The organism is Lysinibacillus sp. DFXJR4, assembly GCF_057196045.1.
The window spans coordinates 169,772-191,920 of record NZ_JBXUNW010000006.1 but is presented as its reverse complement, the minus strand read 5'-3'; the positions used below and the strand labels follow the sequence as shown (position 1 = coordinate 191,920).

The following is a 22,149-nucleotide window of genomic DNA, read 5'->3' as shown; positions in this document are numbered from 1 at the left end:
GCAAAGGTTTTGAAGTATTTGAAGTAATGTTGCACCATCGTCTTTGATGAATAAATAAAAATTGAAGTCTTATCGTGTAAATCCGCATAAATCTGACGAGTCCCCTTATTGTGCTAACGAGGGCTTTACTTGAAGATCATTGAGTTGCGTATGCAGCTCTTTTTTTCTTTATTGAACGAACGAAGCAGGTTAGTTAAAGAGGACATACTTAAACAAATCATGTGAGTAGTTTGATAATACTAAGATAGTTAAACAAGTATTCGGAACTCGTTGAATGAGCAACAATACTTTGGCTTTTGGTCAAATATATAACTTTCAAGTAAACTTAATAAATACTAATAGGTGGCTAAACGTTTTTGTTGTGATTCTTTATTTTGAAAATGAACGATTTTTCCCAGTTAGTCGTATTACATATAAATCATTATTGTATGGAGTAGATCTCATGGATGAAAAGGATTTAATCCGAAAGGCGAAAAAAGGAGATACATTGGCTCTTTCGAAACTGCTACAACAGAATTATTCGTTCCTCGTAAAGTATTTAATGAAAGTTACTCTTCATCCACAAATCGCAGAAGATTTAGCACAAGAGACGATGATGAAGTGTATTGAAAAAATCCAACTGTATAATGGTGAATCCAAATTTTCATCATGGCTCATCACAATCGCAACGAACCTTTTTATCGATCAACAGCGCAGAAAGAAGCGGGAGGAAAACTGGCTAGAGCAGGAACAAGCGCTCCGAAAAATGAAATGGAATGCAGCCATTATGAACGAAGAATGGAATGATGTACTTGATGTACTTGCTCAAATTAATGAAGAAATACGTATGCCAATCGTGTTAAAGCATTATTACGGATATTCATATAAGGAAATTGGAAAAATGATGGGTATTGCAGAAGGAACAGTAAAATCTCGAGTTTCAAATGGTCTAAAAAGTGTACGAAAGGAGTTGGCTGAACTTGAAGGAGTATGATTCTAAAAATAGTCATTCTATGTTGGATGATGAAAATGAATTAACGGTTAAGCAATTAATAGATGGTTTAGAAAAACTGGATCAATGGAATCCAGTATCTACTCCAAGCTTACAATGGTTTCAACTGAATGTTGAATTAGAGAAAAAAAGAATACGAAAAAAACAATGGAAAGACCTCCTCACGTTTATCTCTGTTGCAGTATTTGTGCTTTCGGTTGGGATTGCTGTCGTTTATCGTCAGCCAATTCTTTTTCTTTATTTTCAGCTTGTGGGGATTATCTTATTGCCCTTAGCGCTTAAAAAAACTAGAAAGAAGGTCAGTAATGAATGATCTCAAATGAACTAAGTAGCACACCGCTTTGGTTATGCATCGTGATTGCATTCATTCTGATTTGTCAGAGCTCATGGATGTTTTGGGATGCACGGAAGAGGGGACACAATGCTTGGCTATGGGGCTTTTTAGGCCTTATTCAATTTCCAGCGTATCTTATTATCTATCTTATTTTTGCAAGAAAAATATTTAAAAGAAAGGTCTCAGGATCAAATTCCTGAGATTTTTTTTATTTATTTTTTCGTGAGTGAACGATTAGACGAACGTAATCGTATTAAGGGTAAATAAACAATTTGGAGGAGAAAAAAATGAATGAACTAGTAAATGGAATCCTATGGGAAAGGATTGCGCAAATTCTTGTCTTACAATGATTACCGCATTAGTTAGGTTGTATTAGAAATGAAAAAATTGAATCTCTTGTAAGCAATTTTGAGAAATTACTTGATAAATATCTTATGGAGGGCAGCTTCTATAAATTTTTACCATCTGTTAAACAAAGACAACAAGGAGATACCTTTGTTCGAAATAACAGCAATGAAATCAATCACTTATCTAAGGAGGCAATTCTTTTATGAAAAATAAACTATCTGGGGTGTTAGCCGCTACATTAGCGTTAACGATGAGCTTACCAACAGGGGCGATGGCGTTTTCTAGCAGTCAGACTACGGTTGTAGCTAGCCAAGAAGTAGCTAGCCAGGAACTGAAGAAGATTGCGGAAGAGAAGGCTGCGCTACTCACGAAGTCGTATGAGACGAATAGCGTGCAGTATGCGCTAATTGACAATGGCCAAATTATTTTGTCGGGTCAGGCTGGTAAGAACGATATGAAAGGGAAACAGCCGTTGACCAAAGATACCCTATATGGGATTGGTTCAGTCAGTAAAATGTATGCAACGGCGGCTGTGATGAAATTGGTCGACGAAGGAAAAGTTGATTTGGATGCTCCTGTTGTCCACTATGTTCCTGATTTCAAAATGAAAGACGAGCGTTACAAAAGCATTACGCCGCGTATGCTGTTGAACCACTCCTCCGGCTTGCAAGGTACTGAGTATAGGAATGCATTTTTATTTAAAGATAATGATACCTATGCCCATGATAACTTGTTGCAGCGATTGTCCAACCAGCACTTGAAGGCGGATCCTGGCGCGTTCTCGGTATACTGCAACGACGGCTTTACGCTGGCTGAGATTTTGGTGGAAAGAGTCAGCGGTCTGAGCTTTACCGAATTTCTACATAAACAGTTTACAGAACCCTTAAAGCTAAATCACACGAAAACGCCGCAGGATAAATGGGAAGATGATAAGCGGGCTGGACTTTATTTTCCAATGTACCAAGGGCAGCTTCCCACTGAATCGGTGAATGTTATCGGGGCGGGAGGGATCTCTTCCACAGCAGAGGATATGGTGCGATTCTCACAATTATTTATGGGACAGGAAAAAGGGATCCTCTCTGATAAGGCAGTCAAAGCGATGGAGCAAGAGGAATATAAAAAAGGAATGTGGCCGGGGGATGAAGCTAACAATCTCAACTATGGTCTTGGCTGGGATAGTGTGAAACTATATCCATTCAGTGAATATGGAATAAAGGGCTTGGTTAAGGGCGGAGACACGTTTTTACAACATGCTTCACTGGTCGTACTTCCTGAACAGAAGATGGCAGTGGCTGTGTTGTCATCCGGCGGCGGGAGTTCTGTAAATCAACTGATGGCGACTGAATTGCTACTTGCCGCGCTCAAAGAGAAGGGCACAATTAAGGACATTAAGCCGAACAAATCCTTTGGCAAGCCGGTCAAAGCCAAAATGCCTCAAGACGTAGTGAAGAAAGCGGGTTTTTACGGTAATAGTTCAAGTCATTTCAAAATAGAAATTACGAAGAATGGAGAACTAATCTACCAGAGCCCATATAATCCAAAAGAAAAATATGTATATACTGCGAATGGAAGCTTTATTAATGAGAATGGTACCATCAATTTCGTCACTGAGAAGAATGGACGAACTTATTTGAAGGAGAGTACATATCCATCGGTGCCAGGTTTAGGGCAAATAGCGATGACTCAATATGTAGCCGAGAAACTTGAAGACAATGTGCTATCGAAGGAAACCGCTGCAGCATGGGAAAAGCGGGAAGGCGTCAAGTTCTATCTCGTAAACGAGAAATATAGTTCTGCTCAATATCTCGTACCACTGTTGCTTACAACACAAATTAATCGTCATGATGGTCTAGAGGGCTATTGGAACGGCAGAAAAATTACCGGCCCAAACACGGCTGCACATCAGCTCCAGATCCCTGGGATGGCAGGCCGTGATACGACGGAATCTCGTTTCTATACAAAAGGCGGTAATGAATATATGGAGATGTCCGGATTTTTATACTTAAGTGAAACCAACGTAAAACCGCTGGATGTAAGCCAATCATCCAAAGTTACGCTGCAGGCAAATGGGCATGCGAAATGGTTTACGATTCCGCAAGCAGCAGCAGGGAAAACGATGACCGTAGCGTTGCCATCGAAGAGTTCGTTCGCGGTGTATGATGAGAAGGGTGTATGTATCAATTTTACCGTTGTAAGCGGCAATAACAAAGTACAACTGCCGATGAACGGAACGGTTGTATTTGCTGGCGCGCCAAACTCGGAATTTGCAATCAAGTTGAACTAACTACAATTTAAGATGTACTTCAACAAAACCAGTATGACACCGAAAAGGTGTTTTGCTGGTTTTGTTTGTATTGACGCATTCTCTTTACGAAGGGGCTTACTGAACACTTATCATTTCCCCATAAACAATCATGGTAATAAAATCTGTTAATGGTGTTTGTCTTAAAATACTAAAAGCTTTATGACAATAGCTGAAAGCATAAATTAAAATGAAAGGGAATGAAATTGTTCCCTTTTTACTTTAGAACTTCTTAAATTAATGGGGTTTACTTGAAGATCATTGAGTTGCATAGGCAGCTCTTTCTTATTGAACTCCCATGAAAGAACTAAATCATCTTTCATTTTCTGTGGTGAAGTGCTAATTTTAACGGGCACTTTAATTGAAGATTCGCATCCAGAAATAATCAATAAAAACCAAACTAGATAAATAAAGAACCAACTGTTTTGATCAAACTTTGTTTCAAAACAGTTGGTTTCTTTCTGTATAAAATCAGTTGATTTTAGGCTTAAAAAGCTAGTGCCTTCCTCTATTGTATAAAGGAAGGCACTTTTTTCACTAAATAATAGTAACAAAAAAATTATGCAACGCGTGCAACAACACAACCGACCATAATGAACCTGTCTTTTTATAGACAAAACCAAAAAGTAAACCTAGTGCAAAAACATATATATGGGTCCCAGCTATAAAGAAATCATAGAATCCAGCATTGTAAATCCAAATTGGGTAGTGAATGACCAAAAATAGTAAAGCAGTCACAATATTTGCTTTCCAAAAAGCCATTTTTTTATTGATTTCTTGTAAAATTAATCCCCTGAAAACAATTTCTTCAGCTAGCCCTGCCATAAGAAAACCATTAAGGTAATCATCAAGGGATAATGAAAATTGAAATGATTGCTGATTAATAATATATGTTTCAAATGTAAAATATAAGCCAACTAACAGTGAAAGAACTACTCCCCAAAATAAACCTCTTTTAACATTAACGTTCACTCTTAAGTAGTCAAATGGGTTAGTATGTAAATAATATTTTATGTATAACCAAGTTGGAACAATCCATACGAACCCCTTAACCAATGCCTCTAATAATGGGGAGATTATTTCACCGAACGAATAAATGTAGTCAATTAACCATAATTCTTTAATTGTCCATGCCAAATAAAATATGAGTAGAAACCCTATCATTGTTTTTACATCATTATTTTTCACTTTACGTACAACACTTAATTGCGATTCCATTTCTACCTCCATTAATGTAGTTATTTCCTATTTTTGAATATTTACCAAGATTGCATTTGGGAACGTTATTAGGTTTATTATGTATATCTTATAAATCACTTTTTCCGGTAATTGCTGAAACCTAAACTTAGGCATCTCGTTTACGGTAAAATACAATAGCTACTGTAATAAAGATCAGTGTCCATAACATCAAAACACCTGTCCCTTGCATTGGTGTAAGGACATTTATTTCATCAGAGGAAGGCGGCATATACATATAATATCCTGCCGTATCCGGAAAATAATTTTTAATACCGGGTAAAAAATCTCTCAATAATGGACTGACAATGAAATAATGACCAAGCAGTACCACTAAAGCAGGAGTGGTTCGTCTGAGTAGAACACCTATAGCTGCACTGAGAAGGGTGGTTAATGTTAGATAGCCGGTTGCACCTACTAAAATTTTTATTATAGCGTCTATTTCAATCACTAATGCTGTGTCTCTCATCATAATAAAAGCATATAGTACACCTGATGCAGCAATAATAAACGCCATAGGAATGGTTACAATTGCCAAAGCTAAATGCTTCATGGATAGTTGAAACCCTCGCCAAGGGATCGTAGTTAAAGTAGTTCGAATCTGTCCACCCGTATACTCTGAACAAGTAGCTAAGATACCTAGAATAATGAACCCTGCTTGAAGATATCCCATAGAAGCAAGTCCTATTTTCAGTATACTTTGCGTTCCTGCTGCCCCTTGTAGACCAGCAGAAGTAAAAGCTGCTGCTAAAACTAAATTTAGAATGAATGTCCCCATAAGAGTGAGCCATACCAATGGTAATGTAACTAATTTTTCCAGTTCAGCACCGAGGATTAGTGTTATCTTTCTACTAGAAGAGACACTCATGATGTAACGTCCCTCCTATGGAATACAATAGCTGCGACAATGAAAAGAACAGCTACCCAAGCAAACATGATTAAACCACCTGTGAATGGGGTGTGAAAACTGTCGCTCGTAAACATAAACATATCAACGCCAGCCTTATCTGGTAAGTAAAACGCTAATTTTGTAACCTTAGCAAGGAGGTAAGAGACTGTCACAACTGATGAATTTATCATGAGCACAGCAAGCGGGATAATGCCATTCTTAGTTAGAACCGTAATCCCAAATGCTAAAAGAGCAGTAAATATCCAGTAACAAACCGCGCCAATCAGTCTAGATGTTTCAAATGCAGGGGCGTATTCACCAAGAATAAGATTTGTTGCTGACACAGTTGTTAGAATAGCAACAATGGAAAGCAGTATGCTGATCACTGTCACTGCACTTGCTTTTGCCAGCAAAAAGTGGAAACGGGATGAAACAACAGTTAAACTCGTTGTAATCTGATTCCCTCCACCAGATTCACTGCTCTCTGTCAAATACTCACTGCTGACAGCAAGCACACCAAGAATAATGACACCTTGTACACCAAGACCTAAACCAATATAGCCAACTTCCGATAGACGTGTGCTAACTCCAGCTATAATCTTCTCTTTTTGTGCTGTGCTGTCCAAGGCAGCAATGACCGCTGGGGCAAATGCTCCAATAAGAAAGGCAAGCCAAATACCCGGCAGGGAGAACAATTTAGATAGTTCCGCGTTAAATGCTCTCATACAACATCACCTGCATTTTTAGATGTCAGGGCAAAAAAAGCTCCCTCCAGCGTGGAATGATTACCTATTACTTCTTTCAATGTTCCATTTGCGACGATTTTTCCATGATTAATAATCACCACATCATCAACAGTCTCTTCAAGCTCTCCCATTAGATGACTGGATAGTAACACCGTGTTGCCAGACTCAGCGCGTTCACGTAAAAATGTCCGAATCCAACGAATTCCTTCTGGGTCGAGCCCGTTTACAGGTTCATCTAAAACCAATATTTTTGGATCACCAAGTAGTGCAGCTGCCATTCCAAGTCTTCTTCCCATACCCAGGGAATAACTCCCAACTCTTTTACCAGCTACATTCGTAAGACCTACTATTTCCAGAACTTCCTCGACACGTGAGCGAGATAATCCTGAGGCACGAGCAATCCAACGCAGATGTGCTCGTCCTGTTCGCATGCGATGAGCTCCAAATCCATCAAGTGCGGCACCTACTGTTACTAGAGGATTATGTAATTCTGCGAATGTCTTTCCATTAATTAGTGCACTCCCTGAGGTGGCACGATCTAATCCAAGCAGGATGCGAAGTGTAGAACTTTTACCTGCCCCATTCGGACCTAAAAAACCAGTTACTCTACCTGGTCTAGCTTTAAAACTGATACCTGATAAGATTTCTTGAGCTCCGCGATGTTTGACTAAGTTATTAATCGTAAGCAACCACAACACTCCCTTTCTGTTATGGTTCTAATTATAAAAAAGCAAAGTTAAATCTCGGTTATCTTGCTGTTTACTTCTGGGTTAACTTTAGGTTAAGCTCTACCAATAGCTACTCTTGTACCATTTTCATTTGATGTAAAGTCAGCTTTCAGCTTCATTTTTTTCAACATATAATTTGAAGCCGATAAACCAATCCCCGCCCCACCCCTATAGGAAGAGTTATCCATACCTGGACCTCTGTCTGCAACAATGATCAGTTCTTTTTTTACATCAACCACAATGTTTGTATATTTTCCCTCTGCTGCATGGCGAAGAATATTCTGAAATAAATTATCCAGAACCCGTGTCATCCATTTAGGATCTGCTTCCCAATAAAAAGTCTTCTCTGTCGGTAAATCAACATCTAACTGAATTTCTTTTTCTTCAAATGCAGGATACCACTCAGCGACAGATGCTCTTACTAATCGTACAATATCTGTTGAAGTGGGATGAAAAGGATGTTTCCCTGATGAGAGCAATGTATAGGCAAGTAAATCATCCATTAGATCTCCGACTCTTGTAATCGTATGGTTCATCTCTGCTAATGAGTCTTGCCCTTCAAAACTCATGGATTCTTTATTTAATCTGGTGATAAGTCCTCTCAAAATGGTAAGTGGCGTTCGTAAGTCGTGAGATAAATTCGCAATGAGTCGATGGCGTAATAATTCCTCTTCATATTCTCGCTTGCGACTGCCTTCAAGCTGCTGAATCATCCAATTAAAAGAACTTCCTAACTGGTCTATTTCATCCATACGATCCGTTTGAACAGATATTGGTTTAGGAAATGAATTATGATTAGCTGAAAATGACATGACTTCCTGTAAGCGGGTGAGACGTTTACGAAGTCTCAAGAAGAACAGCCAAGATATTACAACAAATGCGACAATAATAAAACCAAACAAAAGTACGGTAAAGTAAAACAGATTTAACATATTCATTTCTTTTTCATTGCTATCAGGAACGAACGCAGTGAAGAAAATAAGCACAAGAAGAGGAAAAAAGATAAATAGAAAATGCACTTTTAGAAAACGACTAAATAATGATCTATTCTGTTTCATAGTTTCACCCGATAGCCTATTCCCTTCAACGTTTCAATAATTCCTGGGGAATCTGGATGACGTTCCAACTTTTGACGCAATCGATGGATATGCACCATTATTGTTTTATCCCCAGTAATATAAGCTTCTTGCCAAATGGCTTCATAGATTTGTTCTTTGGGTAAAACCTGATTAGGATGGCGTAAGAAGTACATTAATATTTGATGTTGTTTCCCTGTTAATATAATTTCTTCACCTGTGCGTTTGTCGTATACCATTTGAACTTCTGGATCTACTTCAATATCATTTCCTAATGAAATACGCTCGGAATGTGTTCCACCACTTCGACGGATTAATACTTCTAATCTTGCAATTAATTCATCCGTATGGAAGGGTTTCGTTAAATAGTCATCAGCAAATTTTAAACCATCTACTTTATCTTCTATCGATGTTCGAGCAGATAACAGCAATATAGGAACGGCAGGAGCTGCCTTCTTTAATCGTTTTCCCACAGTAAATCCGTCTAACCCGGGTAGCATGATATCCAAAATAACTAATTCATGCTGATTTACTTCTCTTTCGGCTCCTTCACCTGAAAGCAGCCATTGAACTGAAAACCCTCGCTGTTCCAATTCTTCTTTTACCCAACTGCCTATTTTCTCATTATCTTCAATATATAATACGCTTCTTTTCAAGTAACATCCCTCTCTCTAAATTTCAAATTTATCTTGCATCATTACAGTAACAATTGGATGCTTTTGTGTGTGCAAGGTATCACATTGTGTAGGAAAATTGACTTCAAGCCATTCTCTGTCATTTTTATATAAGTAAGTGAATGTTTTTTAAACTCCGTTTGAAATTGCTTTCTATTTTTTTCTGAAAATTAATTTTGCATTCTTCATAATCTTTATCATTTTTAAAAAGTAATGAATCTGTATTTATAATCCAAGTCAATGTTTCCATGTTCAACTTAATCTTTCTGTATCGCTCCAAACTTTTTTTCTTCCAATAGCCATTGTAGCATCATTAATTTCTTGTAACTTCATATCTAAAATTTCTACACTTTTCTTCATTCTAAGCCTAAAATCAGTCATAAATAATAATTTCCCTTTGCTTAATATTTTATTTGGGAATAAAGTGTATTCCCACCACTATTCTACCGAAAGTATGTAAGATGGTAAAAAAAGTGAAGAAAAATAATTATATAGTTCTATTCAAAATATAAGTATGTTCATTATAAGTAGACTCTAGCTAAACAAGTTTGAATGTAGTAATACCAAGGTTTAGGATGTGTACTTTAAGTTGTTCAATTGTTACCTAGAATAGAGTTTGATTATGGCTGTTTTCTCAAGGTTTGTTGTAGCTTTTGAATAAAGTTCGATTAAAAGTAAGTTGCAAACGCTGATTTTATACAGAAAGAAACCAACTGTTTTGAAACAAAGTTTGATCAAAACAGTTGGTTCTTTATTTATCTAGTTTGATTTTTATAATAAAGATTGATTATTTCGGGATGCGAATCTTCAATTAAAGCACTACACTACATTGAATAACAGAAATCCATTAGAAACCAGCCTTATAAAAAAGTTTCTACATACGAAAGCCTAATGAAAACCCTTAGGGATTTCATTAGGCTTTAAATTAACCTTTTAAGAACTTCTGAAGCCACACTTGTTAAATGTCTGAATATTTGGTATTAATAGTGGAAAGAAGTCGATTGGTGGCGGTATTTTGTCAGTAAATAAATATACTGGGACAGAAGAAAAAATAGCAAAATTTTATGCGGAAGGAAGAGGTTCTGGAGAACTGAATCATTATCTACCGTGGATTAAAACAAATGAAATACCCGGTAATCGACGAGTACATCGTCCTCGTGGTTGGAAAACTAATAGAATTCATCATCTTTTATTTGATTTAGAACTTTCTTATTTTTTTTATTTGGAGTGGAGTAAAAAGGTAATTGATATAAGAGAACAATTTCCACTAGAACGTAAAAAGACAATGACAATTGCTTCTGAGAAAGGAATTAATCACCCATTTGAAAATAAAACCCAAACCAATATTGTAATGACTACAGATTTTCTAGTCACAATTAAAAATGAAAATAAGGTAATGCACATAGCACGTTCAATAAAACCAAGCAGTGAATTGGAAGACCCTAGAGTTATGGAGAATTTAGAAATAGAAAGGCAATATTGGGAAGATTATAACGTGGAATGGTGTCTTATAGATGAAAAAGTTATGGACACATTGTTTGTAAAAAATCTTAAATATATACATGAGCATTATTATCTTAATGAAAAAAAGGAAGAAGAGATGAGTTTATATTTACTCACCTACCTAGGAAATATACAACAACAAAGTCCCCAAAAACATTAATTACATGTATTATAATAGCAATTTCTTGAGGGGAAACTGTAGGAGGAATGTCCATGTATTTTGTCAGTCAGCCTAAACCATTTCAACATGACTTTCTTGTGGAGATTGAGGCAATATTTTTTCCGCCAGGCTATCTAACATTTCTACAACAGTTTGGAGCAGGAACTTATAGAGGATGGATATATGTTCACTTACCCGATAGTGAGGTACTAAAGCCTTTTGTTGAATACGATTTATGGGAGCATAACGAAGGGAGTCCGATTACTCAGCAACAAATCGGTGAGTGCATAGTTATTGGTACAACAATTGATGGTGATTTTCTAGCTGTACATCCTGAGGTCGATCAGCTGCTCTGGTTGCCTCGCCATGCTGATCACGTACTAACTGTGCAAAAGAGCAGGGGTGAAGATGATGAAATATTTACGGTAGTGCTAGATAATCTATATCATCAAGTTTACGGCGAAGCTCAAGAAGGCCCCATGTATTACGAGCCTTGTTCTGACTCACAAAATTATCATTTTTTACGTTTACCACCAAAAGAGGAGGGACCTACACTACAAGAGCTAGCTAAAATGTTTAAAGCTGCTTTTCTTCCAGATTTGATAATGGAAAACTCGTATATTTGTAAATTTTTCTATCAGATGTTAGGTGGCTATGTAACATTTAATTATGCCTACGGGCAAGAGATCGCCATTATATATGAGCAAGATAAACAACAGTTATACAACGATATAGAGGAATGGCTCGTAACAAAAGGATCTGAACGTATATAACTTACATAAAGATCCCAGGAATTGAAGCCGCCGGAATGATCCAATTTCTAAATAGAATGCGTTCACCGCTTTGATATGTTGGGCATTTACAACTAAAAATTCGATACTCTCAGCCTCGAGTATGTTTACAATAGGCATCCAAAATACACCTGTACTTTCCATACTACGTGCGTACAACGTTCTTTAATCCAATCAATTAATTTCAATAGTAGAAAAGGTTTGAATCAATTTACCTTCTGGTGTCATAATACATGCGGTAATCGAATCCTTATGAATATCCATGCCACATGCACGTTCAATGATGACTTCCATTAGAAACATCCTTTCTACGGCCAATCAAATTAGAGGCTGGTGCAGCAACCTGAGTAGGATGAATCTCCCATGAGTGCTTCCCGTGAGGGAGCGACAGTCAGGGATACATCGTGGTCGTTGGAGTCAGACTAACGGAAGGGCTCAAGGCACTATAGTTTATCGACCTTCCTTGCGCCTGGGTCGGATGACAGAATTAAAGCTCCGTTTTCGGGAAAGCTTCCCAAGGGAGTCACGATGAGCTCAACACCAGATCAGTCGATAAAGGCATATGGTCAACCTGAAATGGACGAAGAATGTAAGTGGCCTGGATTTTCCGGTCGAATTTTGGCATGGCGAAAGCCGGGAATAAATATCACAATTGAATATGCAGACAGTGAAATTGATAGCGTGATGAGAAGCTACACGGTCTGTCTGATTGGCTGCATAGGCGCATGGCGAAACGATAATCCAGAGGTCTTTGCTCCCTGATTACAGGTCAACATCGCTGAGGCTGCGTATGGTAGATAGCCCTCTCTTAAATAAATGGCATTACTTATTGAACTCCCAATAAAGAACATAATCATCTTTCATTTTCTGTGGTGAAGTACTGATTTTTACGCTTCATGGATGGCTAATGGGGGCTTTTGTCAACAAGGTTTTCAAAAATAATCAAACTTTTTTATAAAGAATTTAATCTACCACATTAATAAGAGAGCATGTTTTGATTGATCTTTTTTCAATACATGCTCTTTAAACTTGTTCTCATATCAAGGTTGGGTTAATTAAACAAAACTTTATTTCAAAGCTACAGTGGAATCCCATCTTGAAATAACGCACCCATTAGCAATCCATCATAACGAAGAATTACTTCATTTCGTTTCATATTTACTTATTACTTTGGCTGTTAGTATGACCGTGCTTGCTAAATACTCTTATAATTAATTGCCCTAAAATATAAATAATTGAAACAAATATAATGGCAGCATCTCTGCCAAAGGGTTTAAACCAACCTCCATCATCAACTATAAAAAAATAGCCAAATATCAAAGAAATAACGGTCATAATAAAATTCAAGCCAAAGAACAAAGGAAGTTTAATATTTCTCGATGATATACCTACAACAATTATGAACACTAAAAATATCGGAAACAAAAAATCAGCGTGTTGCCTAGCAAGGTGACTATTATATTCGTAGAAATGAAATAAGAAAGGAACTGGAAAAAAAGATAAAATACCTATAATCAACCTCTTCAATTTATAGATCCCCCCATATTAGTTTATTGAGGAAAAACCACCTTATAGTGTAATTTTACACTATAAAGTGGTTTTTTCAATATACTGTAGTTATTTATTTCTAATTTTTATTTAACTCCTGCTCGGTTAACACAAGAAGCGACTGCTTTTATTGAACAATCGCAGTCGTTACTTTAAGTACATTTGTTCACAAACTTTTTCTTTTGGACAGTTCTTTAATATAAGATGTTTCTCTATAGCAATGCATATCACATGAACTACTCTTATTATTGTACATAAATATTTTTATAATTTCTTTTAATAGTGTCACACTTCATAATCCCTAATTGTCTTAGTTTTTAGAGATATTAATTTTGTATTTATGATCATTAGGAGGTTTATTTATGAAAATATTACTTGCTGGCTCTACCGGTGTAATAGGAAAAATGGTGATTCCGATGTTAATAGAAGAGGGACATGAAGTAATCGGGATGATTCGAACAGAAAAACATGTTAAGACAATGCAAGAGATGGGAGTAAAACCAGTAGTTGCAGATGCATTTGATCGAGATAGTGTTTATGCAGCCTTAATTGAAACTCAGCCTGATGTTGTCATGCATCAACTTACTGCACTAAATAGTGGCGATATAAACGATAATTCTAAAATACGGATAGAAGGAACAAGAAACCTGGTTGATGCAGCTATTCATATTGGAGTAAAAAAGATAGTTGTACAAAGTATTTCATGGGCTTATGAGCCTGGGAATACACTAGCTACAGAAGAAACACCTTTAGATACTAAAGCCTCATTACCTCGCAAAAAAACAATTGATGGAATTATTTCATTAGAGGAAAAGGTAAAAGAAATGCCTGAGTTCGTTATCCTTCGCTATGGTATGTTATATGGTCCTGGAACTTGGCTTTCGAGTAACGGTCTAATTGCTAAACAATTACAGAGTCAGGAACTACACGCAACTGATGGGATGACATCCTTTATCCACGTAAAAGACGCAGCAAGAGTAGCTGTATTAGCTTTAAATTGGCAGTCAGGTTCTGTAAACATTGTAGATGATGAACCTGCAAAAAGCTCTATTTGGCTTCCCTATTTTGCTGAAGTTATTGGGGCCCCCTCCCTCCTATAAATGATACTTATAATTCTTGGGAACGAGGAGCATCAAATGAAAAAGCAAAAAAACAATATGGCTGGGAACCTATTTACCCTTCTTGGACAAAAGGATTTAAATTATCGCGTCATTATTAATAATAAAATGAACTACAATTTAAGAAGGTTAAATTTATGAAAATAAATAAAATTTATAAGTCCTTTATTTACACTGTTCTAATTGGACTTTTTACTTCTTGTTTCATATCGTTTATCCTTGTTTCTATAAACTTAGGATATAGCCATACTTTTTTAATTCATTGGCTACCAATGTGGGGTGAAGCATTTTTGTGTGCTATACTTTGTGCTTACATTTTTCCACGGATTATAAATAAGCTTATGACATTCATTACTTTTGTAGAGAAATGAAAGATAAAAAAATGTATGTAGAATATTTCTCGGATTATGATATGCATAATATTAGAGATGGAAGGGTTTATGATGTTGTTCAATGAATTAAATATAGAAGACTTATATAAAGAGTATAAGAATTATTGTATATCCATAGCATACTATTTACTTGGTTCAATGACAGATGCTGAAGATATTGTTCAAGATACTTTTTTGAAATTAAAAGAACATGAAAATATTACGGAAGATATTACTAATTTTAAAGCTTATATAAATAAAATGATCGTTAACCGCTGTATGAATGAACTAAAATCAAGTAGAAAAAGGAAAGAAAATTATATAGGTACATGGTTACCCGAACCTATACTACAGACATTCAATAGTGGGCCTCTTGATAATCTAATCCAGTCAGATCAATTAAGCTATTCATATATGGTTCTTATGGAAAACCTTTTACCTAAAGAGAGGATAGCTTACGTATTAAGAAATGCTCTAGGGCTAAAGCATAGTGAGATTGCCGATATTCTAAAAACAACAACTGTTAATAGCCGTAAGATATTGAGTAGAGCACAAATTAAAATGGGAAGAAAAAGCGAAAAAGATTTAACTGTTAGTCTTCAGAAAAATTATATAGAACAATTTATATGGGCATTATCCAACGGGGATATCCAAGGAGTAACCCACTTGTTATCTAATGATGTTCTATTTGCTGCTGATGGAGGAGGTAAAGTAAGAACGGCAATAAACATCATTGAAGGTAAAGAGCGAGTAGTAGCACTTATTTCAGGAATTTCAAAAAAGTTTTTCTTTGGAAAAAGTGCTACGGCAGCTATGATAAATAATCAATTTGGTATTGTAGTCACTGAAAATGAAAAAGTAACAGGTGTTTTTTGTTTTGACTGGAATTCTTCATCCCGAACGATTAACAAGATCTTCTATGTGGTAGATCCAGATAAGTTAACATATAAGCCTATTTAGTTAAGAACTGTCCGTATGTTTTCTTATTGAACGAACCTGCACCGTTCGTTTAAGTACACTTCTTCAAAATCTTTATAGTAAAATTAATGTAAATTTCCAACAAAAGACCATCTCACTTTTTTAAAGGTGAGATGGTTTTAATCAATCTTTAATAAAAGCCACATTAAAAAGGTATCGATTTAAAATAGATATTCGAAAAAACGTCTTGTAGTGTTTGAAAGCTATGCTCAAGGTGTGTTTTTATAATTTTTGCGTAAGAATCTGTGTTTGCAGTAATTTTACAACACAACTAAGGTATGTGTAGACAAAAGTTGCTTAATATTTTATGGAGTTATAGGGACGATTTAGTAACAAGAAAGGCTTTTGAATGACGTTCAGTTTTGTATCGGAATCTGATTATTTGCATCTATGTTCTTTAAGTATTTATTTATCATAGTAAGGGGAAAATACCTACAAAATTTACATTAGAGGTGGCGATAATTCTTGAGAAAGTTAGTCATACTAGTCATGGTGATTTTTGGATTATTTTTTCCGATGCAATTGCTGTTAGTAAAGGCGAGTATTCAACCACAATTAGAAAAAGAGGATGTTTCATTTATTCAAGTAAACCGTTTAAACGGGGAAACCCGTTTGTTTAAGGAAAATGATGGATATGAGGAAGTGATTATCGGTAAGGTCATTAACTGGATAAACACCTCAAGTCCTTCAGAAGGAGCAATTGATTTAGAGTTAAATAAAACTTCGATAGTCTCGATAATGAAAATAAAAATGAAAAACGGAGACATTATAGTTATTGAACCAGCTTATAATTGTGTATCCAAAAACCAAGTAAAAACATGCACGATTGCAGATGGTGAGGTTATATATACAAGTAATAATAAAAAGGTTCGATTGAAATCAGTAGAACTTTATGATTGGCTCTTAGTTGGCTGGAAATATGAAAGTGTTGGGGCACCAAAAGACGAGTTGCTTGAAGAAACTTTATATGCCAGATATTTTTCCTATCTCGACGAAGCTTACTCAGATTTTATCATGTGTCCTAAAATAGATAAAGTTGAAAGAATAGATGGCGATACAAGGAGACATATTGTTCATGCAAGTGCGTTAAATTATAGCGCACATCATGGTGATGCTCCCTTTGATAGAATCCATATCACCTTGACTGATACTCCAGAAAATGGTGTTAAAGTAAATAAAATTACAATACAAAAGGGTATTTCTGAAATAGAAAGCGCTATACAATGTAGGCGAGAGAGCTAAAGGATTTCGTTAAATTAATAGGTGCTTTAGTCGAATAACTCTCAACTAAATTGTAGCAGGCTCTTATATTTTTATAATAAAATCAAACAACTTTATTATTGATTTACATTTAATGAAATAATTATAAAAATGATCAGATAAATAAATTTTCATAAGGAGATTAGACTATGGTAAAAAACAAATTACTAAGAATGGACAATGTCGGTATCGTTGTAGAATCCCTTGATGACGCAATCACTTTCTTCGAGGAGATTGGCTTGAATCTCGAAGGGCGAGCCACTGTCGAAGGTGAATGGGCTGGTCGCGTAACTGGATTGGGTTCTCAGTGCGTAGAAATTGCTATGATGGTTACCCCAGATGGCCACAGCCGACTGGAACTTTCACGATTTCTCACCCCACCTACTATATCAGATCACCGGATTGCTCCTGTAAACGCCCTCGGTTATCTACGCGTCATGTTCACCGTTGAAGACATTGACGAAATGGTAGCCAGACTCACTAAGTATGGTGCTCAGCTCGTTGGTGAAGTGGTTCAGTACGAGGACTCGTATCGGCTCTGCTATATTCGTGGAGTCGAAGGACTTCTAATCGGTTTGGCGGAACAACTCGGTAACAAATAAGTAAGGTGACTATGTAGGTGTTTTAGATTATGATCAAGAACTTTTACATAGGATAATTTGGATGTCGTAAAAACTAACAAAATAATTACATTCGATGGGAAGTACTTCTTCTCAGCAGATCCAATCTCTGTTATCAATCAAGCAGTGCACTTGGTAGCACAAATTATTGAATTAGTACAAAAACAATAAAGTGAAGCTTCAATCAGTGGGGTTTCCCCATTCTCCACTGATTGGTAGTATTCACTTATCATGCTTATATGGCAGATGATTTCTCACCTATCCTTATTGTTTTCTTAAGTCTTGAGATGGGCGTTTTATACTAGCCTCTTCGCTTTTGTCATGTAGTAAAGAGGGAACGGTTATGAATTATAAGACCCACCCATTCTGTTGTGGAAAAAAACCCCCAAGTCAGGCTGAAGAAGATTGAGATGTATATGATTCTGTCAGGCTCCCTTCAGATTTACAATAGAATTTGGAATCGGAATCTTGTCATCAACTTACATGAGAAGCCCCATCATTATTACAGACCTTAAAGAGATGCCAACATGTCCAATACTTGCGAAGGCTCCAATCTCCGTTTATAGTCAGCTTCGACATAGGCTAGGCGAATGATGTTCGTGCGATCAATGACAAAAGTTGTTGGAAGTGGGAGCGTCCAAGAGGAATCGCCATTATAATCGTCAAGCGAAATACCAAGGGACTGGTAAACGCTACGTATCGATTCGGAAAGCTCGAATACGATGTTGTATCGGGATGCAACTTCATTACCAGTATCACTTAAAACTGGGAAGGTGATACTGTTATTCTCTTGCATAGTAGTTGAATAGTCTGGGGATTGCGGACTTATCGCAAGTATCCGAGCTCCTGACGCTTCAAATAGTTCTGATGCTTGCTGATAAGCGTGTAGAGTAATATTGCAAAATGGACACCAAACTCCGCGATAGAACAATAGGATAACAGGGCCGTGTGCCGTATAATCATACAAGGTAACGTTTGTACCGTTCTGATCTTTCAGCGAAAAATCGGGAGCTTTTGTTCCAACCTTCAGGCCAGTGGCGAGACCTGATGCTCTCAATTGAATGATCGATTGTTCAAACATCGTTACCGTTTCTGGAGTGAGCATCTTTTCCATCTGTTTAGTGGCGTTATCCAAATCAAAGTGCAAGGGTGAAAGACGTAAATTTTTCATCGAGATCTCTCCATTTCGTCATATTATTTAACTCTTCTCCATAATACGGGGTAGACGAAATGAAAAGATGTAATTTAGTTTACAAGTTACTATCATTTGAGCAAACTGACGTGAGAATGGTACGGCAAACAGCCACTGTACGGAATCCTGTACGTATTATACCGGTCTCCGAAAGTTCTTTTAGAGCCATGGACACGGCTTCTCTTGAAGCTCCAACCAAGTGAGCAATCTCCTGATGGGAAATGAGCATGTCGATTCGACAGTAATCGTTACCTTCATCCCAAACTCCGAACCGATCAGAAAGTTCCACCAGAACATGAATGATTTTATCATGCAATTTTCCAATGGCTAGATTTTGGACAAGGCTGCTCATGTATGATAACCGTTCACTCATGGCTTTAATCATATTCATCATGAATCGTGGACATCGAATGAGGTAGCTCTCGAACCGCTCTTTGTCCATTACACAAATGTCACTTTCTTCGATTGTTTCAATAAACAGTTCCCGTGTACCCAATGAAATATCACCTATCTCACCAAAAATGTTCCCCTCGCTCAAGATATCCAAAGTGAACTGCTTCCCCTCATTATTTAGTTGATAGAGACGCACTTTTCCCTTCTTCACAAAGTACAGCTCTTCAGTGAACGTTTCAGGTGTTTGAATGAACGTATGTTTTGAAAAAGTTGTGATCGAAGTCAATTCGTCCATTGTGATTAAATCTTCCATGGAAAGTGAACGCAGCAGGTTAAACTGAGACAAATATTGAATGCGATCCATCAATCGTTCCTCCCTTCCTCCCTTTTATATTCCTATATTTGGTTTTATCTTTTGGTAGCAGCTTTTCGAGCAGAGACTCAAATCTCGTATCACATATATTCATAATACAACTTCTTATAAAAGAACCCATATTACAATATCAAATCAGGAGTAGACCCTGTTCTGTTGCACGTTCCACGAAAAACAACTTTTTGAGGATAAATCAGGATCACTTTCTAAACACAGTAGTGGTCCTTTTTTGTTTCGATTGAAATGATAAGCGAGGGAGTGTTCCAGTACCTACAACTGAATGGTAAGTTATAAACGTGAAGCAAGAAATATAATGTTTCAAAGCAACGCAAGTTACGAATAGAATTAACATGGTGACTTTAAAATTAAAGCGTATCTCTTTCAATTATCAGATGTCAATAGGTTGCTTTTCTAACTGATTTAAAGTCATAGTCCTTGAATCCTTTTATATGAAAATATTTGGAGAAAAGTAAGGTCCCTCTGAATTTCCCCTTAATAAAAATTGGCGGAACGTGTGAAATGGATAATGCCATGTTTTATGTCTCTGTTTGTATATTTCTGTCAAAAGAAATATATTAAAGCTATGGAGGTGCCATGAATGGATTATATAACAACAAAAGAAACTGCGAACAATTGGGGAATCACAGACAGAATGGTAGTGTATCATTGCTCCGCTGGGCGGATTAAGGGAGCTAAAAAAGTGGGAAATACATGGCTTGTTCCGGTTGATGCTGAAAAACCGACTGACGGAAGATACAAGAGCAGTAAAGTAAAGGGTGGTGAAAATAAATGAATCGGATATTTTTGGTTGAGGACGATAAGGCAATCGCTAAAAACCTTATACTTTTGCTTCGCACGGAGGGATTTACAGTCATTCACGCCTCTACGCGGAGTGAAGCCCTTGCTACGCTTTCTAGGAATAAATTTGACTTGGCGTTAATTGATATTTCTTTGCCTGACGGAAATGGCTTTACGGTTTGCACAGAAATCAAAGAAACCCAAGATGTTCCCGTTATCTTTCTGACGGCTTCTGGGGATGAGGCGAGTGTTGTTACTGGCCTGAACATGGGCGCGGACGACTATATCACCAAGCCTTTTCGTCCGCGTGAATTGATTGCACGAATTGGAACTGCCTTGCGAAAAAGCGGGCGTTCCGGGTCGGATTTTAAAATTCGCGACCTTCATGTCGATACGGCAAGCGGCATTGTGAAAAAAAACGGCAACGAGGTTTTTCTTTCAGCACTAGAATACCGCTTGTTACTGGTGTTTATTAACAACCCAAAAATTATTATCACGAGGGGCAGGCTACTTGACGAGTTGTGGGATGCGGCAGGCGAGTTTGTCAATGACAATACACTGACCGTGTACATCAAACGCTTGCGGGAGAAGATAGAGAACGACCCAGCAAGCCCACAAATAATCCTGACCGTTCGTGGGACGGGGTATAGACTGGGGGGCGAATATGCTTCGGAATAGAGAGTTTCGACAGTTTGTCATTTTGTTCTCCTTAATCGCTATCGCCTCAGTAATGGTGGGATTTGCAATCAATGCGGCAGCGGGAATCCTTGCCATTGCTTCTGCCGCCACCTTTGGTACAGCGTTTTTTGCGTTTACCAAAGCCCGATATAAAAGCATTGCGCGGATTTCAAATCAAATCGACCTAGTGCTTCATAATGCTGACCATCTGTATATTGGTGAATCGGACGAGGGCGAACTTTCCATTCTGCATAGCGAGATAACAAAAATGACGTTGCGTATTCGAGAGCAAAACGACGCGCTGAAAAAAGAAAAAGAACATCTTGCCGATTCGCTTGCCGACATAGCCCACCAACTCCGAACCCCGCTCACATCTGCGAACCTCATTCTGTCATTACTAGCGAATAACCCTGATGAAAACGAACGGAAAGCATTTATACGAGAAACAGAGGAATTGCTTGTTCGGATGGATTGGCTAATTACTTCTCTATTGAAATTATCTCGCTTGGACGCGGGCATAGTGGTGTTCCAAATCGAGCAGATAGATGTCAACAACTTGATATGTGCTGCGCTTCGCCCGTTTCTAATCTCAATGGAACTGCACGATATTGATTTGCAAATAGACGCGCCGAAAGGGGTAAGTATTCAGGGCGATTCTGGTTGGCTTTCGGAAGCAATTCAAAATATCCTCAAAAATTGCATGGAAAGCGCAGGCGAGAACGGGAAGATTGAGATTGTCTGCATGGACAACCCACTGTTTACCCAGATTACTATCCACGACAGTGGCACAGGTTTTGAAAAAGAAGATCTACCCTACCTGTTTGATAGGTATTATCGTGGGATAAACCCAAACGCTACAGGATACGGGATTGGATTGGCTCTCTGCAAGATGATTATAACACGGCAGGGAGGGACGATTACCGCAAAAAATCACCCGCAGGGCGGTGCGATATTTGCCATTCGTTTTCCAAAGTGACGAATCTCTCATCTGAAAGTCACAGAGATGTAAGTTGAAGGTTCTATTATATGGGTAAACCATGTG

At 37.4% G+C, this 22,149-nt stretch carries 24 protein-coding genes and 2 pseudogenes; 15 read left to right on the top strand and 11 right to left on the bottom strand.

From position 1 onward, the window contains the following. Positions 1-442: 442 nt before the first annotated feature. The 3 genes from sigY to AC2CGN_RS14900 all read left to right on the top strand — a co-directional run bounded on the left by sigY (position 443) and on the right by AC2CGN_RS14900 (position 3,957). Positions 443-973: an RNA polymerase sigma factor SigY gene (sigY, locus tag AC2CGN_RS14910; RefSeq protein WP_484514705.1), complete on the top strand. Its 531-nt coding sequence runs from the start codon at positions 443-445 to the stop codon at positions 971-973. Next, on the top strand, positions 960-1,304 hold the full coding sequence (locus tag AC2CGN_RS14905) for a YxlC family protein (protein ID WP_484514681.1): 345 nt from the start codon (positions 960-962) through the stop codon (positions 1,302-1,304). Before sigY ends, AC2CGN_RS14905 begins: the two co-directional genes overlap by 14 nt. Positions 1,305-1,875: 571 nt before the next feature. Beyond that, positions 1,876-3,957: a serine hydrolase domain-containing protein gene (locus tag AC2CGN_RS14900; RefSeq protein WP_484514679.1), complete on the top strand. Its 2,082-nt coding sequence runs from the start codon at positions 1,876-1,878 to the stop codon at positions 3,955-3,957. Positions 3,958-4,160: 203 nt separating this feature from the next. On the opposite strand, the gene AC2CGN_RS14895 is transcribed toward AC2CGN_RS14900, so the two are convergent. The 7 genes from AC2CGN_RS14895 to AC2CGN_RS14865 form a co-directional block, all read right to left on the bottom strand. Then, complete coding sequence (locus AC2CGN_RS14895) at positions 4,161-4,529, bottom strand: hypothetical protein (protein ID WP_484514678.1); 369 nt, start codon at positions 4,527-4,529, stop codon at positions 4,161-4,163. Then, complete coding sequence (locus AC2CGN_RS14890) at positions 4,513-5,193, bottom strand: CPBP family intramembrane glutamic endopeptidase (protein ID WP_484514676.1); 681 nt, start codon at positions 5,191-5,193, stop codon at positions 4,513-4,515. The genes AC2CGN_RS14895 and AC2CGN_RS14890 overlap by 17 nt, the downstream gene beginning before the upstream one ends. 127 nt (positions 5,194-5,320) lie before the next feature. Further along, positions 5,321-6,079: an ABC transporter permease gene (locus AC2CGN_RS14885; protein ID WP_484514674.1), complete on the bottom strand. Its 759-nt coding sequence runs from the start codon at positions 6,077-6,079 to the stop codon at positions 5,321-5,323. Next, positions 6,076-6,825, bottom strand: a complete 750-nt coding sequence (locus AC2CGN_RS14880; protein WP_484514672.1) for an ABC transporter permease — start codon at positions 6,823-6,825, stop codon at positions 6,076-6,078. The genes AC2CGN_RS14885 and AC2CGN_RS14880 overlap by 4 nt, the downstream gene beginning before the upstream one ends. Beyond that, positions 6,822-7,544: an ABC transporter ATP-binding protein gene (locus AC2CGN_RS14875; RefSeq protein WP_429983430.1), complete on the bottom strand. Its 723-nt coding sequence runs from the start codon at positions 7,542-7,544 to the stop codon at positions 6,822-6,824. The genes AC2CGN_RS14880 and AC2CGN_RS14875 overlap by 4 nt, the downstream gene beginning before the upstream one ends. An 83-nt stretch (positions 7,545-7,627) precedes the next feature. After that, the gene (locus AC2CGN_RS14870; RefSeq protein ID WP_484514670.1) at positions 7,628-8,632 is read right to left on the bottom strand and encodes a sensor histidine kinase; all 1,005 of its coding nucleotides are present in this window, start codon (positions 8,630-8,632) and stop codon (positions 7,628-7,630) included. Continuing rightward, positions 8,629-9,306: a response regulator transcription factor gene (locus tag AC2CGN_RS14865; protein ID WP_429986333.1), complete on the bottom strand. Its 678-nt coding sequence runs from the start codon at positions 9,304-9,306 to the stop codon at positions 8,629-8,631. Before AC2CGN_RS14865 ends, AC2CGN_RS14870 begins: the two co-directional genes overlap by 4 nt. A gap of 1,033 nt (positions 9,307-10,339) precedes the next feature. Between AC2CGN_RS14865 and AC2CGN_RS14860 the strand changes: the two genes are divergently transcribed. Beyond that, positions 10,340-10,987: a TnsA endonuclease N-terminal domain-containing protein gene (locus AC2CGN_RS14860; protein ID WP_484514668.1), complete on the top strand. Its 648-nt coding sequence runs from the start codon at positions 10,340-10,342 to the stop codon at positions 10,985-10,987. Between the two features lie 53 nt (positions 10,988-11,040). Next, entirely contained in the window at positions 11,041-11,760 is a 720-nt protein-coding gene (locus AC2CGN_RS14855; RefSeq protein ID WP_484514666.1) for a hypothetical protein, read from the top strand. Positions 11,761-11,823: 63 nt separating this feature from the next. On the opposite strand, the pseudogene AC2CGN_RS14850 reads toward AC2CGN_RS14855, so the two are convergent. Continuing rightward, positions 11,824-12,072 (bottom strand): annotated as a pseudogene (locus tag AC2CGN_RS14850) (IS110 family transposase); the annotation flags it as partial. Between the two features lie 234 nt (positions 12,073-12,306). Between AC2CGN_RS14850 and AC2CGN_RS14845 the strand changes: the two are divergent. Continuing rightward, entirely contained in the window at positions 12,307-12,540 is a 234-nt protein-coding gene (locus tag AC2CGN_RS14845; RefSeq protein WP_484514664.1) for a hypothetical protein, read from the top strand. Positions 12,541-12,936: 396 nt separating this feature from the next. Here AC2CGN_RS14845 and AC2CGN_RS14840 read toward each other — a convergent pair whose 3' ends face one another. Then, a complete protein-coding gene (locus tag AC2CGN_RS14840; protein WP_484514662.1) occupies positions 12,937-13,305 on the bottom strand; it encodes a hypothetical protein in 369 nt (122 codons plus the stop codon). 383 nt (positions 13,306-13,688) lie between these two features. Between AC2CGN_RS14840 and AC2CGN_RS14835 the strand changes: the two are divergent. The 6 genes and pseudogenes from AC2CGN_RS14835 (at position 13,689) to AC2CGN_RS14810 (ending at position 17,844) form a co-directional block, all read left to right on the top strand. Next, a pseudogene (locus AC2CGN_RS14835) lies at positions 13,689-14,545 on the top strand (NAD-dependent epimerase/dehydratase family protein). Between the two features lie 36 nt (positions 14,546-14,581). Beyond that, on the top strand, positions 14,582-14,815 hold the full coding sequence (locus AC2CGN_RS14830; RefSeq protein ID WP_429986329.1) for a DUF2798 domain-containing protein: 234 nt from the start codon (positions 14,582-14,584) through the stop codon (positions 14,813-14,815). A gap of 57 nt (positions 14,816-14,872) precedes the next feature. Further along, entirely contained in the window at positions 14,873-15,775 is a 903-nt protein-coding gene (locus AC2CGN_RS14825; protein WP_484514660.1) for a sigma-70 family RNA polymerase sigma factor, read from the top strand. Positions 15,776-16,282: 507 nt separating this feature from the next. Beyond that, the gene (locus AC2CGN_RS14820) at positions 16,283-17,035 is read left to right on the top strand and encodes a hypothetical protein (protein WP_484514658.1); all 753 of its coding nucleotides are present in this window, start codon (positions 16,283-16,285) and stop codon (positions 17,033-17,035) included. Positions 17,036-17,202: 167 nt separating this feature from the next. Beyond that, positions 17,203-17,655 (top strand): VOC family protein, encoded by a 453-nt coding sequence (locus AC2CGN_RS14815; protein ID WP_484514656.1) that lies wholly within the window; start codon positions 17,203-17,205, stop codon positions 17,653-17,655. A 57-nt stretch (positions 17,656-17,712) separates the two neighbouring features. After that, a complete protein-coding gene (locus AC2CGN_RS14810; protein ID WP_484514654.1) occupies positions 17,713-17,844 on the top strand; it encodes a hypothetical protein in 132 nt (43 codons plus the stop codon). A gap of 340 nt (positions 17,845-18,184) precedes the next feature. Here AC2CGN_RS14810 and AC2CGN_RS14805 read toward each other — a convergent pair whose 3' ends face one another. Continuing rightward, complete coding sequence (locus AC2CGN_RS14805; protein ID WP_484514652.1) at positions 18,185-18,844, bottom strand: peroxiredoxin-like family protein; 660 nt, start codon at positions 18,842-18,844, stop codon at positions 18,185-18,187. A gap of 79 nt (positions 18,845-18,923) precedes the next feature. Continuing rightward, the gene (locus AC2CGN_RS14800) at positions 18,924-19,622 is read right to left on the bottom strand and encodes a Crp/Fnr family transcriptional regulator (RefSeq protein WP_286924462.1); all 699 of its coding nucleotides are present in this window, start codon (positions 19,620-19,622) and stop codon (positions 18,924-18,926) included. A 607-nt stretch (positions 19,623-20,229) separates the two neighbouring features. Between AC2CGN_RS14800 and AC2CGN_RS14795 the strand changes: the two genes are divergently transcribed. The 3 genes from AC2CGN_RS14795 to AC2CGN_RS14785 are packed head-to-tail and all read left to right on the top strand — an operon-like array spanning position 20,230 to position 22,083. After that, positions 20,230-20,424, top strand: a complete 195-nt coding sequence (locus AC2CGN_RS14795) for a DNA-binding protein (RefSeq protein ID WP_484514650.1) — start codon at positions 20,230-20,232, stop codon at positions 20,422-20,424. Further along, positions 20,421-21,107 carry a response regulator transcription factor gene (locus tag AC2CGN_RS14790; RefSeq protein WP_484514648.1) on the top strand — a complete coding sequence of 229 codons (687 nt, stop codon included), beginning with the start codon at positions 20,421-20,423 and terminating at the stop codon, positions 21,105-21,107. The genes AC2CGN_RS14795 and AC2CGN_RS14790 overlap by 4 nt, the downstream gene beginning before the upstream one ends. After that, complete coding sequence (locus tag AC2CGN_RS14785) at positions 21,094-22,083, top strand: sensor histidine kinase (protein WP_484514646.1); 990 nt, start codon at positions 21,094-21,096, stop codon at positions 22,081-22,083. Before AC2CGN_RS14790 ends, AC2CGN_RS14785 begins: the two co-directional genes overlap by 14 nt. The last annotated feature ends 66 nt before the right edge of the window (positions 22,084-22,149 follow it).